Consider the following 16,329-nt stretch of genomic DNA (forward strand, 5'->3'; position numbering starts at 1 on the left):
CGCCCCCGGGCATGCAGCCAATGGTCAGCGAATGTGCAACTCGCGTGCAAGCGCCTCACAGCGTGAGCAGGAAGAGGATCAGCGGCGGCGACAGCAGGGAGAGCAGGAAGCCCGACACCACCGCCACCGGGACGCAGCCCACGCCGCCATGCTGCTGGATCACCGGCAGGGTGAAGTCCATGGAGGTGGCGCCGCCGTAGCCGATGGCCAGCGCCGCGTGGCGGCGGATCACCAGCGGGATCAGCACGAAGGCGACCAGCTCCCGGGTCAGGTCGTTGAAGAAGGCCACCGCCCCCAGCGCCGGCCCCAGGGCATCGCCCACCAGGATCCCCGAGAGCGAGTACCAGCCGAATCCCGCGGCCATGGCCAGCCCCTCGTTCCAGCGCAGCTCGAGGAAGGGCGCGGCGATCAGCCCGCCCACCAGCGAGGTGGCGGCCAGGGTGGTGGCGATGGCCAGGCCATGGCGGTTGAGCAGGATCTGGCGCAGCGGCATGCCGGAGTTGCGCAGTTGGCAGCCGATCAGCGCCAGCAGGGCGTAGAGCACCCACTCGGCCAGGGTCTCGGCGCCGGCGTGGATCGGCGTGGAGGCGAGGCGGGAGGCGGCGAGTCCCAGCGCCACCCCCAGCACCACCACGCCGACCAGCGCCAGGGAGCCGGCCATGGCGGCGAGCTTGCTGGTGGGGGCGCCAGGCACCGCGCGCCGGGGGTCGGCGGCCAGGCGCAGGCGGTGCGAGAGCCACCACAGCCCGGCAAGGTTGCAGGCCGAGGTGGCCAGGAACAGGGTCAGCGCCTGGCCCCCCATGCGCGACAGCTGCCCGCCGAGGTCATCGAGCCCCGCCAGGCCGATCCCCATCAGCAGCAGGATCACGTAGACCGAGGCGTTGACCCCGTGGTTGATCGCCGCCAGGACGGCGGGGTGGCGAACCGGCACCAGGTAGCCCAGCACCAGCGGCAGCAGCACGATCACCAGGCCGCTCAGCATGGAGATTCCCTTCTCTCGGGCGCCGCCTGGCGGCGCGTGAAAAGCGGCTACTCTAGCAGCCGCGGGGAGCCTTCCCAAGCGGGGGTTACTCGAGCACGGTCAGCTCGCTGAGCGCCAGGTGGCTGCGCCGCTCGTCGCCACGATGGTAGTCCGCGGAGAGCAGCAGGCCGGGCAGCTCCGGGTGGAAGCGGAATACCAGGCGGCGGTCGGGCTTGTCGCCCTCCACCGCCTCCACGCGGATCGCCTCGAAGGTGCCGGCGGGCAGGCTCACCGAGCCTTCGCCCAGGGTCCGCACCTCCAGGGTCTCCTCGCGCCCCTTGTGGTCCAGGTAGGTGAGGCGACAGGGCGTCGCGGCACAGTCGCCGCCGATGACCCGCCGCGAGAGCATGAACAGCGCGGTCTGGCGATCCGGGTGGGGCGTCAGGATCTCGGCGCCGAGCTGGTAGCTGTCGCCGACCCCCAGCAGCGAGTAGCCGCTGGCGTAGTAGATCGAGCGGACCTGCCCCGCCTGGATCAGGAAACGGCTGCGCTCGCTGCCCCGGGCGATGCGGATGCCGGTCTCCATCAGGCTTTCCCAGTAGTCGCCCTCATGGCTGAGCCGGTGGTCGACGTAGGCCGCCGGCCAGCCCTTGACCTCCAGGCGATAGCGCGCGGCGAAGGGGCGCGGGGTGGCGCTGTTGGTGGCGGCGCGATTCTCGGCGGTGCGCTGGGCCGGCGGCGGCGCGGCCGAGGGGGTCTCGGCACTGGCCACCAGCGGCAGGCCGGCCAGCAGCCAGGGCAAGAGGGACGCCGCGAGTCGGCGGGACCACTTGGCGGGGCATGACATCGTCGCTCTCCGTGACAGGGTGGGGCCGGCAGGCCGCCCCTCTCCCTCGACGATGCCATATTTCCTGCCCCCGGGCACCCGGATGTGGCGGGGCTCAACCCTGCTCGCGCAGGCGCTGAAGGGCCGGGGAGAGGGTCACCGGGTAGTCGCCGGGCCCCGGGTCGAGCCGCCGCAGCGCCTCCGGCAGCCGCCCCAGGGCATCGGCGACGCGCTCCCGGGCCTCGCCGGCCAGGGCCATCTCCTCGGCGGCGAGCCGTCCGCCGCGCACCAGGGGACGCAGCAGCGCCTCCCCCTCGATGCCGGGCTCGTCGCGCAGCGCGATGACGTCGCCGACGAAGCGGCCCTCGGCGTCGTGCCGGCGGTAGAGCTGCTTGCGGCAGGGCAGGTTGACCTTGCCGGGGGAGTGCTTGAGGCGCGGCGTGCCGGCGTACTCCACCAGCTTGTAGGAGAGGTCGATCACCGGGGCGTCGGAGGACACCCCCATCTCGGTGCCCACCCCGAAGCCGTCGATGGGGGCGCCGCCCTCGCGCAGGGCGGCGATCTGCCACTCGTCCAGGCCGCTGCTGGCCACGATCTTCACCTCGGGATTCCCCGCGTCGTCGAGCAGCGCGCGGGCCTCCCGGGCCAGGGCACCGAGGTCGCCGGAGTCGAGGCGCACCGCCCCCACCCGGAGGCCGGGCTCGGCGTCCATCAACGCGATCACCTTGCGCACCCCTTCGGGGGTGTCGTGGGTGTCCACCAGCAGGGTGGTGCCGGGGTAGCGGCGGGCGAAGGCGCGGAAGGCGGCCTCTTCGTCGTCGTGGGCCAGCACGTAGCTGTGGGCCATGGTGCCGGAGAGCGGCAGGTCGTGGCGCAGCCCGCCGAGCACGTTGCTGGTGCCCGCCAGGCCCGCGGTGCGGTAGGCGCGCACGCCGCGCACCGCGGCGTCGACGCCGTGCATGCGGCGCAGGCCGAAGTCCATCACCGGGCGGCCCTCGGCGGCGAGCACCACGCGTACCGCCTTGGAGGCGATGACGGTCTCCAGCTGCACCAGGTTCATCACCAGGCTCTCCAGCAGCTGTGCCTCGACGATGGGGGCATCCACCTCCATGAAGGGTTCGTTCTCGAACACCGGGGTGCCCTCGGGCAGGGTCCAGATGTCGCCGGTGAAACGCCAGTCGCCGAGCCACTCGAGGAAGGCGTCGTCGAACAGGCCGGTCTCGGCCAATGCGGCGAGGTGGGCGTCGCGAAAGCGCAGCCGGGTGGCCAGCTCGGCGGCGTGCTGCTGGCCACAGGCGAGCATGAAGCGGCGGGTCTCGGGCAGGCGGCGGAAGAACAGGCTGAAGGTGGCACGCTCGCGCATGCCCTCGCCCCAGTAGGCCTGCAGCATGGTCAGCTGGTAGAGGTCGGTGAGCAGCGCCAGGTCGTCGTCCTGGACGGCATAGGGCGGGATGGCATGGGGAGGGAGGGTGCCGGACGCCTGGGTCATGAGCTCGCCTCGCCATCGATCGCCACGCCGGCGTCGCGGAGCTCGTCGAGGACCGCCGGCGTGCCCTGCGGGTCCACCGCGGCGGTGAGCGGTGCCAGCAGCCGGGTGGCGAAGCCCTCGCGCCGGGCCTCCAGGGCGGTGGCCTTGACGCAGACATCCAGCGCCAGGCCGCAGACCACCACCCGGCTGACGCCCTTCTCCCTGAGGTAGCCACCGAGCCCCGTGCCGTCGAAGGCGGAGTAGGCGTCGGCGTCGAAGGCGGTGGCCTTGCTCACCCGTATCGCCTCATCGGGCAGCGCCAGGTCGGGGTGGAAGGCGGCGCCTTGGGTGTCCTGCACGCAGTGCACCGGCCAGGGGCCGCCGCGATGGGTGAAGCTCGCGTGGTCGACCGGGTGCCAGTCCCGGGAGGCGACCACCAGGGCACCGGCGGCACGGGCCGCGGCGATCTCGGCGTTGATGCCCGGCACCAGGGCGGCGCCGCCGGCCACCGCCAGGGCGCCGCCCTCGCAGAAGTCGTTCTGCATGTCGACGACCAGCAGGGCGTCGTCGGGGCCGTACTCCAGGTTCATGCGCATCGCCTACCTCCTCGCAGGGCGTCGGGTTCTCCTGCCTTCAGCGTAAGGCCTTCCCGGGGCTCGTGACAGGGGCGGCGCTCAGTAGCCGGCGTCCGGGTCGACGGTGTCCTGCGCCTCGCCCGCCTCGAAGGCGCGCAGCGCCTCGGCCACCTGGTCCAGTGCCGCGCCGAGGGGCGTGGGTCCCGCCATGTGCGGGGTGACCCACACCCGTGGATGGACCCACAGCGGGCTCGCGGCGGGCAGTGGCTCCTCGGGGAAGGCATCGAGCAGCGCCCCGCGCAGCCGGCCCTCGGCCTCGTCGTCGCCCTCCGCGGGGCCCAGCGCCGCCAGCAGGGCCGCCTCGTCGATCAGGCTGCCGCGCCCCGGGTTGATCAGGCTGGCACCCCGGGGCAGCCGGGCGAGGGCCTCGGCGTCGATGAGATGCCGGGTGGCCGGGGTATCGGGCAGCAGCAGCACCAGGCTCTTGACCTGGCCGAGCAGTGCCGCGAGGCCGTCGTCGCCGTAATGGCAGGTGATCCCCTCGAGGGCCTTGGGCGAGCGGCTCCAGCCGTGCACCGGGAAGCCGTCGGCGGCGATCCTGGCCGCGACCTTGGTCCCGATGGCGCCGAGCCCCAGCACGCCCACCGGCCAGTCGGCCTTGTCCACCGGCGCATGCTCGCGCCACACCCGGGCGTGCTGCTGGCGCCGGTAGCGGTCGAAGTCGCGCTGGAAGTGCAGCAGGCCATAGCGCACGTAGTCGGCGATCGGCTCCGCCATGCCGGCGTCGCGGAGCTTGACGATGGGCACGCCGGCGGGCAGGCCGGGGTTGTTGAGCAGGGCGTCCACCCCGGCGCCCAGGTTGACGATCCCCTTGAGGTCGGTGGGCTCACGCAGCAGCTGCTCCGGCGGCTTCCAAACGGCCAGGTAGTCGGCCTCGCGACGCTGCTCCACGGGCGCCGCCGAGGTGATCACCTCGGCCTCGGGAAGGCGTCGCGCCAGGGCCTCGCGCCATCCTTCGGCGTCGTCGATATGCACCAGCACCTTCATGTCGTCTCCTCGTGTTGGCATGCCGCCATCATGGGCCTGACGGCGGGCGATGAACAAGTATGAGCAAGGGGCCATGAAATGCTTGACCGGCTACCGTGGGTTGGCAGTAACCTCCCCTACGGGGGTCCTCCCCCACTGCCCGGTGCGACTGATCGGCGCGTCACCCGTTCAGGCATCTCGTCAGTGACCGTGACCCTGGCCCGGCCTTCTCCTCATCGAGAGGGCCGATTTTCTAGATGTTGCTTTGGCGAGTGGCCCAATGACCCAGGTAAACCTGCCCTTCACTCGTGAGGAGTATGCCACCCGGCTGTGGAAGGTCCGCGCCGAGATGGCGAGTCGGGGCATCGACGTGCTGATCGTCAGCGATCCCTCCAACATGGCCTGGCTCACCGGCTACGACGGCTGGTCGTTCTACGTGCACCAGTGCGTGCTGGTGGGGCTGGAGGGCGAGCCGGTGTGGTATGGCCGGCGCATGGACGCCAACGGGGCGCTGCGTACCTGCTGGATCGATCCGGACAACATCACCTACTACCCCGACTACTACGTCCAGAACCCCGACATGCACCCCATGGAGTACCTGGCCCAGTCGATCATGCCGGACCGCGGCTGGCACCAGGGCGTGGTGGGCATGGAGATGGACAACTACTACTTCTCCGCCAAGGCCTACCAGAGCCTGCTGCGCGAGCTGCCCCATGCGCGCTTCATGGATGCCAACTCGCTGGTCAACTGGTGCCGGGCCATCAAGTCCCCCCAGGAGATCGCCTACATGCGGGTGGCGGCGAAGATCGTCGAGGGGATGCACTCGCGCATCCTCGAGGTGATCGAGCCCGGGCTGCCCAAGAGCAAGCTGGTGTCGGAGATCTACCGGGTGGCCATCGAGGGTTGGCGCGACGAGCGTGGCCAGGTGTTCGGCGGCGACTACCCCGCCATCGTGCCCATGCTGCCCACCGGCAAGGACGCCGCCGCGCCCCACCTGACCTGGGACGACACCCCCTTCCGCAAGGGCGAGGGCACCTTCTTCGAGATCGCCGGGGTCTACAAGCGCTACCATGCGCCGATGTCGCGCACGGTGTTCCTGGGCAAGCCCCCCCAGGAGTTCGTGCGCGCCGAGTCGGCGCTGCTCGAGGGCATCGAGAACGGCCTGGCCGTGGCCAAGCCGGGCAACCGCACCGCGGACATCGCCATGGCGCTGGGCGCGGCCATGGACAAGTACGGCTTCGACCGCGGCGGCGCCCGCTGCGGCTACCCCATCGGCATCAGCTACCCGCCGGACTGGGGCGAGCGCACCATGAGCCTGCGTCCCTCCGACGAGACCATCCTGCAGCCGGGCATGACCTTCCACTTCATGCCGGGCCTGTGGGAAGAGGAGTGGGGCCTGGAGATCACCGAGAGCATCCTGATCACCGAGACCGGCTGCGAGACCCTGGCCGACTTCCCGCGCCAGCTCTTCGTGCGCTGAACATACAGAATCCAAGATTGCTGCAATGAACAACGAGGGGCGCTGGCGGCAGATCGTAGAGGGGGTCCTACGCCAGGGATGGCGTCGGTAGCGCCCAGGGACGGGTTCACAGCGCCCCCTCGAAGATCTGTCGCCAGATCAGCCCCGAGTGGCATCAAGGCCACCATGCCGACGCCCTATGAGAACAAGGAGTGGTACCCCATGACCAAGCGTCCCAGCCCCATCAGCGCCACCGTCGACTTCGACGCCGATGGCGTCCAGCACGGCTTCCTCAAGCTGCCCATCTCGGTGGACGACTCCGCCTGGGGGGCGGTGATGATCCCGGTCACCGTGGTCAAGAACGGCGAGGGCCCCACCGCGCTGCTCACCGGCGGCAACCACGGCGACGAGTACGAGGGCATCACCTCGCTGCTCAAGCTGTCGAGCGAGCTCAGGGCCGAGGAGGTCAGCGGCCGGGTGATCATCGTGCCCTGCATGAACACCCCGGCGGTGATGGCCGGCAAGCGCACCTCCGGCCTCGACGGCGGCAACCTCAACCGCAGCTTCCCGGGCGACCCCGACGGCAGCGTGACCGAGAGGATCGCCGACTACTTCACCCGGGTGATGGTGCCGATGTGCGACGTGGTGCTCGACCTGCATTCCGGCGGGCGCACCCTGGACATCATCCCCTTCGGCGCCTCCCATGTGCTCGATGATCCCGAGCAGCAGCGCCAGGCCCTCGAGGGCGCCAAGGCCTTCGGTGCCCCCTACGCCATGATGATGTTCGAGCTCGACGCGGCGGCGCTGTTCGACACCGCGGTGGAGCGCCAGGGCAAGGTCTTCGTGGCCACCGAGCTCGGCGGCGGCGGCACCTCCACCCCCGAGAGCATGGCCATCACCGAACGCGGCGTGCGCAACTTCCTGATCCATTACGGCCTGCTCCAGGGCGAGGTGGCGATGCCGGCCGAGCCCCAGGTCTACCTCGACATGCCCGACGCCAGCTGCTACGTGCAGAGCGAGCACTCCGGCGTGCTGGAGCTCTGCTTCGCGCTGGGCGAGCGGGTCGAGAAGGGCGAGGTGGTGGCCCGGGTCTACGACATGACCCGCAGCGGCACTCCCCCGGTGGCCTACCGCGCGGCGCGCAGCGGCGTGCTGGCGGCGCGGCGTCACCCGGCGCTGGTCAACATGGGCGACACCATCGCGGTGATCGCCGATATCGTCGACTCCCTGGGATGAGGCGGCCGGCAGCACGATGAAACTCGACCGCTACGACCTGAAGATCCTCGAGATCCTCTCCCATGACGGGCGCATCACCAAGTCGAAGCTGGCCGAGGCGATCAACCTCTCGGTCAGCCCCTGCTGGGAGCGGGTGCGCCGGCTGGAGAAGGCCGGCATCATCGAGGGCTACAGCGCCCGCATCAACGCCTCGGCGCTGGTGCGCCGCACCCCCGTGTGGGTGCAGATCGAGCTCAAGGCGCACAACGCCGAGAGCTTCGCCCGCTTCGAGGCGCTGGTGCAGGAGACCCCCGAGGTCACCGAATGCGTCGCCGTGGGCGGTGGCGTCGACTACCTGATCAAGGTGGAGGCCGACTCCATCGACGCCTACCAGCGCCTGATCGACGCCTGGCTCACCGGCGAGGCCGGCATCGAGCGCTACTTCACCTATATCGTTACCAAGAGCGTCAAGCGTCCGGCGGCGGGCTTCACCCGCGACGACTTCGTCGGCTGAGCCGCGCGGCCATCGCGAGTAGAGCGTTGACGGCGCTGGACCTCGTCCGCCTAAGCTGGTAATCATCGAGGGAGGGCGGATGCCCGACGGCCGGGCGATCTTTCCGGCACCGCAGTGCCGGACCAGATGCAGTGCCCACGCAATACCAGGATCGCCTGACGAGAGAGACGACGATGTCCTACTTCACCATTGCCGGGGTGCAGATGAATGCCCTGCACCACGGCGACAACACCGAGGCCATGCGCCACCGGATCGACGTGCTGATGAGCCGCTTTCCCCAGGTGCAGATGGTCCTGTTCAGCGAGCTGATGCCCCTGGGGGCCTCGCCGCACCATGCCCAGCCGATGCCCAGCCACGCCGAGCAGATGTTCTGCCAGCTCGCCGAGCAGCATCGTATCTGGCTGATCCCGGGCTCGATGTTCGAACACACCGACGAAGGGATCTACAACACCCTCTCGGTGATCAATCCCCACGGCCAGGTGGTGGCCCGCTACCGCAAGATGTTCCCCTTCCGTCCCTACGAGGCGGGCGTGGAGAGCGGCAGCGAGTTCGTGGTCTTCGACGTGCCCAACGTGGCGCGCTTCGGGGTCTCGATCTGCTACGACATGTGGTTCCCCGAGACCACCCGGACCCTCGCCGCCATGGGTGCCGAGGTGATCCTCCACCCCACCATGACCGACACCATCGACCGCGACATCGAGCTCTCCATCGCGCGCACCAACGCCGCGGTCAACCAGTGCTACTTCTTCGACATCAACGGCGCCGGCGCCCTCGGCAACGGCCGTTCCATCGTGGTCGGCCCCTCCGGGGACGTCATCCACCAGGCGGGCACCGGCGAGGAGGTGATGCCCATCGAGGTGGACCTCAACCGCGTGCGCCGCGAGCGCGAGACCGGCCTGCGTGGCCTGGGCCAGCCGCTCAAGAGCTTCCGCGACCGTGCCGTGGACTTCTCGCTCTATCGCAGCGAGACCGGCTCCTCGCCCTTCCTCGACACCCTGGGGCCGCTGGCCAAGCCCCAGCGCGCCGATATCGAGGAGTACTGACACCCCCACCCGGAGGGCCATGCCATGCTGGAGTCCCTGAAGCGCACCCTGTGCCGGCTGTTCGGCCGCGGGGGCTCCACGCCCCGTCACCCCACCCGAGATGCCGCCCGAAACACCACCGTTGGAGCGACCACAATGAACAAGATCACCAGCATCGCCGACGTCCGCCGCCACTTCCTCAACAACAAGGAGCCGATCTACTTCATCTCGGCGACCAACTTCAACCTGCTCGGCATCGGTGACTGGGTGGGCAACTTCCGGCACATCAACTACATCGACTGCTTCGAGGGGCAGCAGCGCAACGTCTTCGTACCCAAGGAGAAGTTCCCCCGCGACTTCGAGAGCATCGAGGACATCAACAACTACCTCCTCGAGCACAAGGAGGTGATCGACTTCATCCAGTCGAGGGCCGACGGCGAGAAGGCCGGCACCGCGGCCTTCCTGATGTTCGACGAACACACCGAGGAGGTGTGCGAGCAGCTCGGCCTGCGCATCGCCTTCCCCCCGGCGGCGCTGCGCCAACGCATGGACAACAAGATCGAGACGGTGCGCATCGGCAACAAGGCCGGCGTCCCCAGCGTGCCCAACGTGCTGGCGAAGGTGGGCAGTTACCAGGAGCTCTGCGAGGTGAGCCGCGACCTGGGTGACGACCTGGTGGTGCAGACCGCCTTCGGCGACTCCGGCCACACCACCTTCTTCATCTCGAGCGAAGAGGACTACTACAAGCACGCCGAGGAGATCGAGGCCGAGGCCGAGGTCAAGATCATGAAGCGCATCAACTGCCGCGGCTCGGCCATCGAGGCCTGCGCCACCCGCTGCGGCACCGTGGTGGGGCCGCTGATGACCGAGCTGGTCGGCTTCAAGTCGCTGACCCCCTACAAGGGTGGCTGGTGCGGCAACGAGATGTTCGCCGGTGCCTTCACCCAGGAGATCCGCGACAAGGCCCGGGAGTACACCTTCCAGTTCGGCGAGGCGCTGCGCGAGGAGGGCTACCGCGGCTACTTCGAGCTCGACTTCCTGATCGACATGGACAACGGCGAGGTCTACCTGGGCGAACTCAACCCGCGGGTCACCGGGGCCAGCTCGCTGACCAACGTGGCCGCCTTCGCCCACTCCGACATCCCACTGTTCCTGTTCCACCTGCTGGAGTTCTCCGACGTCGACTTCGAGCTCGACATCGACGAGATCAACGAGCGCTGGTCCCACCCCGACAGCGTCGACAGCTGGAGCCAGCTGGTGATCAAGCACACCGACGAGAGCGTCGACCTGCTCACCGCCGCGCCGCGCACCGGGGTGTGGAGGATGGGCGCCGACGGCGGCATCGCCTACGACCACTACAGCTACCATCCCCATGCCGCCGAGAACGAGCAGGAGGGCTTCTTCCTGCGCATCAGCGGCGCCGGGGACTTCCGCTACGAGGGCGCCGACCTGGGCATCCTGATCACCCGCGGACGGCTGATGGACGACGACTTCCAGCTCAACGAGCGGGCCAAGGCCTGGATCGAGGGCATCCGTGGTCAGTACGCCGGGCAGTCGCTGCAGGACCCGGTGGTGGAGGAGGTCGCCGTGAGCCACGCCGTCGGCGGTGGCAACTTCAAGATCCTGTGAGCGCGGCGAGTCCCAGGTGTCGGGAAGCGTGATGGATGACAAGACGCTGCACTTCCGCAGCCTGAGCGAGGCGGTGCCGGGCCCCAAATGGCGGTCGCTGTTCGATACCCACTGGCCCGCCTACGAGGCCTGGTACCTGGCCGAGGGGGAGCGCGAGCGCCCCGGCTACCTGGCCTGCCTCAACGCCCTGCGGCGGCACATGCCGGAGCTGCTGCCCACCTACCGCACCCTGTGCGACCTGGCGGGCGGCGGCGACCTCGCCGCACGCTTCCTCAGCCTCTACCAGCCGCCCCCCTACATCACCGGCTGCTCCCAGGCGGTGCTGGCGCGCGCCGAGGAGACGCTGCTGGCGCGCAACTACGACTACCCGCCGGAGTTGTGCGAGGGCACCATCCTCCTCACCCGCTGGAACGAGCGGCGGGTGATCGCCATGTCGGACTGCCTGTGGGGGGTGCTCGACGGCATGAACGATGGCGGGCTCGCCGTGTCGCTCTCCTTCGGCGGGCGCAAGGCGGTGGGCGACGGCTTCGGCGCGCCGATCATCCTGCGCTACCTGCTGGAGTTCTGCGACACGGTGCCCGAGGCCGCCGAGGTGCTGGCCCGGGTGCCCACCCACATGGCCTACAACATCACCCTGGCCGACGCCGCCGGACGCTACGTGACGGCGATGATCGGCCCGGACCGGCGCGCCAGCATCCGCCGCGTGCCGGTGGCCACCAACCATCAGAAGAAGATCGAGTGGTACGCCCACGCCCTGGCCTCGGAGACCCTGATCCGCGAGCGCCAGCTCTCCATCCTGGTGGACGACGAGGCCACCGACGCGGCGCGCCTGGAGGCCGCCTTCAAGGCGCCGCCGCTGTTCCGCCACGACTATCGCCGGGGACTGGGCACCATCTACACCGCCTTCTATCGGCCCGGCGAGGGTCGGGTGCGCTATCACTGGCCGGGCCTCGACCTGGACCTGGGCTTCGACCACTTCCCCGAGGAGTGGGTCAGCGTGCGCTACGGCGTGCGCGAACGGCTCGGGGGCTGAGCGGGCGGCTTGCATCCACAACGACAATCACCACCCTTGAGGGTAGCGCCATGCAAGAGAGCCATACCGAAACGCCCTACACCGCGCTGGGCTTCTACCACAAGATCTCCCAGTTGCGGGCCGACACCTGGAACGCCCTCAAGCGCGACCTGGGCCAGCTGATCCGCCAGGAGGCGGGCAGCCCGCGGGCGCGGACCCTGGTCAAGGCGGTGGACGTCAAGCTGACCCGTCTGGAGATCATCGAGGACTACCACGCCTTCCCTTCCAAGGAGGATTTCCGCCACCTCTGGTCGCTGTTCGACCGCGAGGAGTACGCCCTGCTGGAGAAGGTGGTCAAGCGCCTGGTGCGGGCGCTGATCAGCGAGTCCTACCGCCGCCGCCACGTCGACCTCTCCGAGACCGACGCCGACGCCGAGGACATGGAGACACTCGACGCCCTCAACCAGCTGCGTCGCGGCCACCCCGCCTCCAACAGCTCCGCCCAGCCCTACTTCGAGCTGCTGATCGTCGACAACCTCTCCCTCCAGGAGGAGGAGGTGGTGCGCGAGGCCTTCCACAACCTGCGCCGCCCCGAGGACCGCTTCGTCTACGACGTGGTCACGGTGCGAAGCTTCGAGGACGCCCTGATCGCGGTGCTGGTCAACCCCAACATCCAGGCCTGCCTGATCCGCTACGAGTTCCCCTACAAGTCGAAGTACAACCTGAGCGCGCTGCGCAACTACCTCGAGGGGCTCTCCGAGCAGGAGCTGGAGAACCAGTCCGAGGCCGACCGCAGCATCCTGCTCAGCTCGATGATCCACGAGCTGCGCCCGGAGATCGACCAGTTCCTGGTCACCAGCGGCGACGTCGAGGCCACCGCCAGCCGCGATATCCGCCACTTCAACCGGATCTTCTACCGCGAGACCGACTACATCGAGCAGCACCACACCATCCTGCGGGCCATCGACAACCGTTACCGCACCCCCTTCTTCGATGCCCTGCGCGAGTACAGCAGGAAACCCACCGGGGTCTTCCACGCCATGCCCATCTCGCGGGGTAAGTCGGTGACCCGCTCCCACTGGGCGGGCCACATGATCGACTTCTACGGCATCAACATCTTCCTGGCCGAGACCTCGGCCACCTCCGGGGGGCTCGACTCGTTGCTGCAGCCCTTCGGGCCGATCAAGAAGGCCCAGGAGTACGCCGCCCGGGCCTTCGGCGCGCGCCAGAGCTTCTTCGTCACCAACGGCACCTCCACCGCCAACAAGATCGTGGTGCAGGCGCTGGTCAAGCCCCGCGACATCGTGCTGATCGACCGCGACTGCCACAAGTCGCATCACTACGGCATGGTGCTGGCCGGCGCCCACGTCAGCTACCTGGACTCCTATCCGCTCAACGACTACTCCATGTACGGCGCGGTGCCGCTCGCCGAGATCAAGAAGACCCTGCTCGCCTACAGGCGCGCCGGCGAGCTCGACAAGGTCAAGATGCTGCTGCTCACCAACTGCACCTTCGACGGCGTGGTCTACAACGTGCGCCGGGTGATGGAGGAGTGCCTGGCGATCAAGCCCGACCTGGTGTTCCTGTGGGACGAGGCGTGGTTCGCCTTCGCCAGCTTCAACCCCACCTATCGGCCGCGCACCGCCATGCACGCCGCGCGTACCCTGCGCGACCGCTACCGCAGCGAGGCCTACCGCGAGGAGTACGCCGCCTGGAAGGCGGAGTTCGACGCCCTGGACCCCGACGACGACGCCACCTGGCTGGAGCGTCGGCTGCTGCCCGACCCCGACGCGGTGCGCATCCGCGCCTACGCCACCCACTCCACCCACAAGACCCTGACCTCGCTGCGCCAGGGCTCGATGATCCACGTCTACGACCAGGACTTCCGGCAGCGCGTGGAGGCCCCCTTCCACGAGGCCTACATGACCCACACCTCCACCTCGCCCAACTACCAGATCCTCGCCTCGCTGGACGTGGGCCGGATGCAGGCGGAGATGGAGGGCTTCGAGCTGGTCCACGCCCAGGTGGAGGCGGCGCTGTCGCTGCGCGAGCAGCTCTATACCAACCCGCTGCTGCAGAAGTACTTCCGGGTGCTCAAGAACAGCGACATGGTGCCCGAGGCGTACCGCGAGTCGAAGGTGGAGTCCTTCTACGACCCGGTGACCGGCTGGAACCAGATGGAGGAGGCCTGGGCGCGGGACGAGTTCGTGGTCGACCCGACCCGGGTGACCATCGCCATCGGCGCCACCGGGGTGGACGGCGACGCCTTCAAGAACGAGTACCTAATGAACAAGTACGGCATCCAGATCAACAAGACCTCGCGCAACACCGTGCTGTTCATGACCAACATCGGCACCTCTCGGGGCGCCATCGCCTACCTGCTCGACGTGCTGATCAAGCTGGCCAAGGAGTTCGAGGCCCGCTGGGAGGAGAGCAGCCGGCCGGAGCGCAAGATCATCGAGCACCGCGTGCACTCCCTGACCCAGGAGCTGCCGCCGCTGCCCGACTTCAGCCGCTTCCACGATGCCTTCCGCCAGTGCGCCGACACGCCCCAGGGCGACATCCGGCGCGCCTACTTCCTGGCCTACGACGAGGAGAACACCGAGTACCTGCGCTTCGACAACGGCGCCTTGCAGGCCGAGATGCGCCAGGGCCGCGACGTGGTCTCGGCGAGCTTCGTGATTCCCTATCCGCCGGGCTTCCCGGTGCTGGTGCCGGGGCAGGTGGTCAGCGAGGAGATCCTCGCCTTCCTGCAGGCCCTGGACGTCAAGGAGATCCATGGCTACCGCCCGGAGCTGGGCTTGCTGGTGTTCACCGAGGCCGCCCTGGTCGACCCCGCGGCGGGCTGACCCGCCCGGCCAGGCGCGAGGGCCACAGAAAAACTTCGCGTCACGCCGACGAGGACGAAAAAAAGCCCATTCGCCTCGTCGGCTAACGAAAACTCCCGCCGCGCCATCTCCCCTACCATGTCCCCATCGAGCCGCCCGCAGGCGGCTCGCCCGTTTCTTTCGTGCTGGCCCACCACGTCAATCCGGCCAGTGCTCAGGGGAGGTGCCGCATGAACATGAAGCTGTCCAGGACGCTGTCCACCATGCTCGACGATCCGCGTCTGTTCCGTCAGTACGCCTATGTCGACGGCAAGTGGACCCACGGCGACGGTGGCCGCGAGGAGGCCGTGATCGATCCCGCCACCGGCGAGGTGATCGGGCATATCCCGTGGCTCGAGGCCGACCAGATCCGTGCCGCCGTGGACGCCGCCGACGCCGCCTTCGTGCACTGGCGCGCCCTGCGTGCCGACGAGCGCTGCGAGCGTCTGCTGGCCTGGTACGACCTGCTGCAGGCCAATCGCGAGGACCTGGCCACCATCATGACCCTGGAGCAGGGCAAGCCGCTGCCCGACGCCCGCGGCGAGGTGGAGTACGGCGCCAGCTTCGTGCGCTGGTTCGCCGAGGAGGGCAAGCGCACCTTCGGCGAGACCATCCCCAGCCACATCCCCAACGCCGCCCTGGGTACCATCAAGGAGCCGGTGGGCATCGCCGCGCTGATCACCCCGTGGAACTTCCCGCTGGCGATGATCACCCGCAAGGCCGCCGCCGCCATGGCCGCCGGCTGCCCGGTGATCGTCAAGCCCGCCGGGGAGACCCCCTTCTCGGCGCTGGCGCTGGCCGAGCTCGCCGAGCGCGCCGGCATCCCGGCCGGGGTCTTCAACGTGGTGCTGGGCGAGCCCGCCGAGGTGTCGAAGGTCCTGTGTGCCGAGGATCGCGTCAAGGCGCTCTCCTTCACCGGCTCCACCCGGGTCGGCCGACTGCTGCTGGAGCAGAGCGCCAACACCGTCAAGCGTGTTTCCCTCGAATTGGGAGGGAATGCTCCCTTTATCGTCGGCCCGGACATGGATCCCAGGGAGGCGGCCTTCGCCGCGGTGGCGGCCAAGTTCCAGACCGCCGGACAGGACTGCCTCGCCGCGGACCGCATCCTGGTCCACGAGTCGATCCATGACGCCTTCGTCGAACACTTCGCCGAGCGCATGGCGGCGCTGACCGTGGGCAATGGCCTGGAGAGCGAGATCGACCTGGGCCCGCTGATCCACCGCCAGGCGGTGGAGAAGGCCGCGGCCATCGTCGACGACGCCCTGGCCAAGGGCGCCACCCTGGTGGCCGGCGACCAGAGCCAGGCGCCGGGCGAGAACTTCTTCATGCCCACCCTGCTCAGCGGGGTGACCCATGACATGAAGATCTGGCACGAGGAGAGCTTCGCCCCGGTCGCCGGCATCACCGCCTACGCCGACGACGACCAGGTGATCGAGATGGCCAACGACACCGAGTACGGCCTGGCGGCCTACATCTACACCCACGACATCCGCCGCATCTGGAAGATCATGCGCGCGCTCGAGTTCGGCATGGTCGCGGTGAACTCGGTGAAGATGACCGGCCCCCCGGTGCCCTTCGGCGGCGTCAAGCACTCCGGCCTCGGCCGCGAGGGCGGCATCACCGGCATCGACGAGTACCTCGAGACCAAGTACTACTGCCTCGGCGCCCTCGGCTCCGTATCCGGTAGCTAAGATCGGCCCCTGTGGGAGGCCGGCTCTGCCGGGTGAAGGCGCCGATAGGCGCCCCGACGAAGAA

Annotated in this window: 13 protein-coding genes; 8 read left to right on the plus strand and 5 right to left on the minus strand. The window is 69.1% G+C overall.

Going from position 1 to position 16,329, the window contains the following annotated elements; genetic code table 11:
* Window positions 1–55: 55 nt before the first annotated feature.
* The 5 genes from BLP95_RS01130 to BLP95_RS01150 form a co-directional block, all read right to left on the minus strand.
* On the minus strand, window positions 56–982 hold the full coding sequence (locus tag BLP95_RS01130; protein ID WP_089676357.1) for a LysO family transporter: 927 nt from the start codon (window positions 980–982) through the stop codon (window positions 56–58).
* Window positions 983–1,067: 85 nt separating this feature from the next.
* Window positions 1,068–1,808 (minus strand): hypothetical protein, encoded by a 741-nt coding sequence (locus BLP95_RS01135; RefSeq protein WP_089676358.1) that lies wholly within the window; start codon window positions 1,806–1,808, stop codon window positions 1,068–1,070.
* A 94-nt stretch (window positions 1,809–1,902) separates the two neighbouring features.
* A complete protein-coding gene (locus BLP95_RS01140; protein WP_089676359.1) occupies window positions 1,903–3,276 on the minus strand; it encodes a nicotinate phosphoribosyltransferase in 1,374 nt (457 codons plus the stop codon).
* Window positions 3,273–3,851: an isochorismatase family protein gene (locus tag BLP95_RS01145; RefSeq protein WP_218118505.1), complete on the minus strand. Its 579-nt coding sequence runs from the start codon at window positions 3,849–3,851 to the stop codon at window positions 3,273–3,275. Before BLP95_RS01145 ends, BLP95_RS01140 begins: the two co-directional genes overlap by 4 nt.
* A 78-nt stretch (window positions 3,852–3,929) precedes the next feature.
* On the minus strand, window positions 3,930–4,877 hold the full coding sequence (locus BLP95_RS01150) for a 2-hydroxyacid dehydrogenase (protein ID WP_089676360.1): 948 nt from the start codon (window positions 4,875–4,877) through the stop codon (window positions 3,930–3,932).
* Window positions 4,878–5,136: 259 nt separating this feature from the next.
* Here BLP95_RS01150 and doeA point away from each other — a divergent pair, with 259 nt between their 5' ends.
* The 8 genes from doeA (at window position 5,137) to BLP95_RS01190 (ending at window position 16,265) form a co-directional block, all read left to right on the plus strand.
* Window positions 5,137–6,336, plus strand: a complete 1,200-nt coding sequence (gene doeA / locus BLP95_RS01155; protein WP_089676361.1) for an ectoine hydrolase DoeA — start codon at window positions 5,137–5,139, stop codon at window positions 6,334–6,336.
* Between the two features lie 201 nt (window positions 6,337–6,537).
* Complete coding sequence (gene doeB, locus BLP95_RS01160) at window positions 6,538–7,551, plus strand: N(2)-acetyl-L-2,4-diaminobutanoate deacetylase DoeB (RefSeq protein WP_089676362.1); 1,014 nt, start codon at window positions 6,538–6,540, stop codon at window positions 7,549–7,551.
* Window positions 7,552–7,567: 16 nt separating this feature from the next.
* Complete coding sequence (locus BLP95_RS01165) at window positions 7,568–8,044, plus strand: Lrp/AsnC family transcriptional regulator (protein ID WP_089676363.1); 477 nt, start codon at window positions 7,568–7,570, stop codon at window positions 8,042–8,044.
* Window positions 8,045–8,217: 173 nt separating this feature from the next.
* Window positions 8,218–9,087: a carbon-nitrogen hydrolase family protein gene (locus BLP95_RS01170; RefSeq protein WP_089676364.1), complete on the plus strand. Its 870-nt coding sequence runs from the start codon at window positions 8,218–8,220 to the stop codon at window positions 9,085–9,087.
* Window positions 9,088–9,111: 24 nt separating this feature from the next.
* Entirely contained in the window at window positions 9,112–10,695 is a 1,584-nt protein-coding gene (locus BLP95_RS01175; protein ID WP_245678647.1) for a biotin carboxylase, read from the plus strand.
* Between the two features lie 31 nt (window positions 10,696–10,726).
* On the plus strand, window positions 10,727–11,728 hold the full coding sequence (locus BLP95_RS01180) for a C45 family autoproteolytic acyltransferase/hydrolase (protein ID WP_089676366.1): 1,002 nt from the start codon (window positions 10,727–10,729) through the stop codon (window positions 11,726–11,728).
* 50 nt (window positions 11,729–11,778) lie between these two features.
* Complete coding sequence (locus BLP95_RS01185; RefSeq protein WP_089676367.1) at window positions 11,779–14,556, plus strand: aminotransferase class I/II-fold pyridoxal phosphate-dependent enzyme; 2,778 nt, start codon at window positions 11,779–11,781, stop codon at window positions 14,554–14,556.
* Between the two features lie 209 nt (window positions 14,557–14,765).
* Entirely contained in the window at window positions 14,766–16,265 is a 1,500-nt protein-coding gene (locus BLP95_RS01190; protein ID WP_176760201.1) for an NAD-dependent succinate-semialdehyde dehydrogenase, read from the plus strand.
* The last annotated feature ends 64 nt before the right edge of the window (window positions 16,266–16,329 follow it).

It is taken from the genome of Halomonas shengliensis (genome assembly GCF_900104135.1).
In the GTDB taxonomy this organism is placed as follows: Bacteria; Pseudomonadota; Gammaproteobacteria; order Pseudomonadales; family Halomonadaceae; genus Halomonas; species Halomonas shengliensis.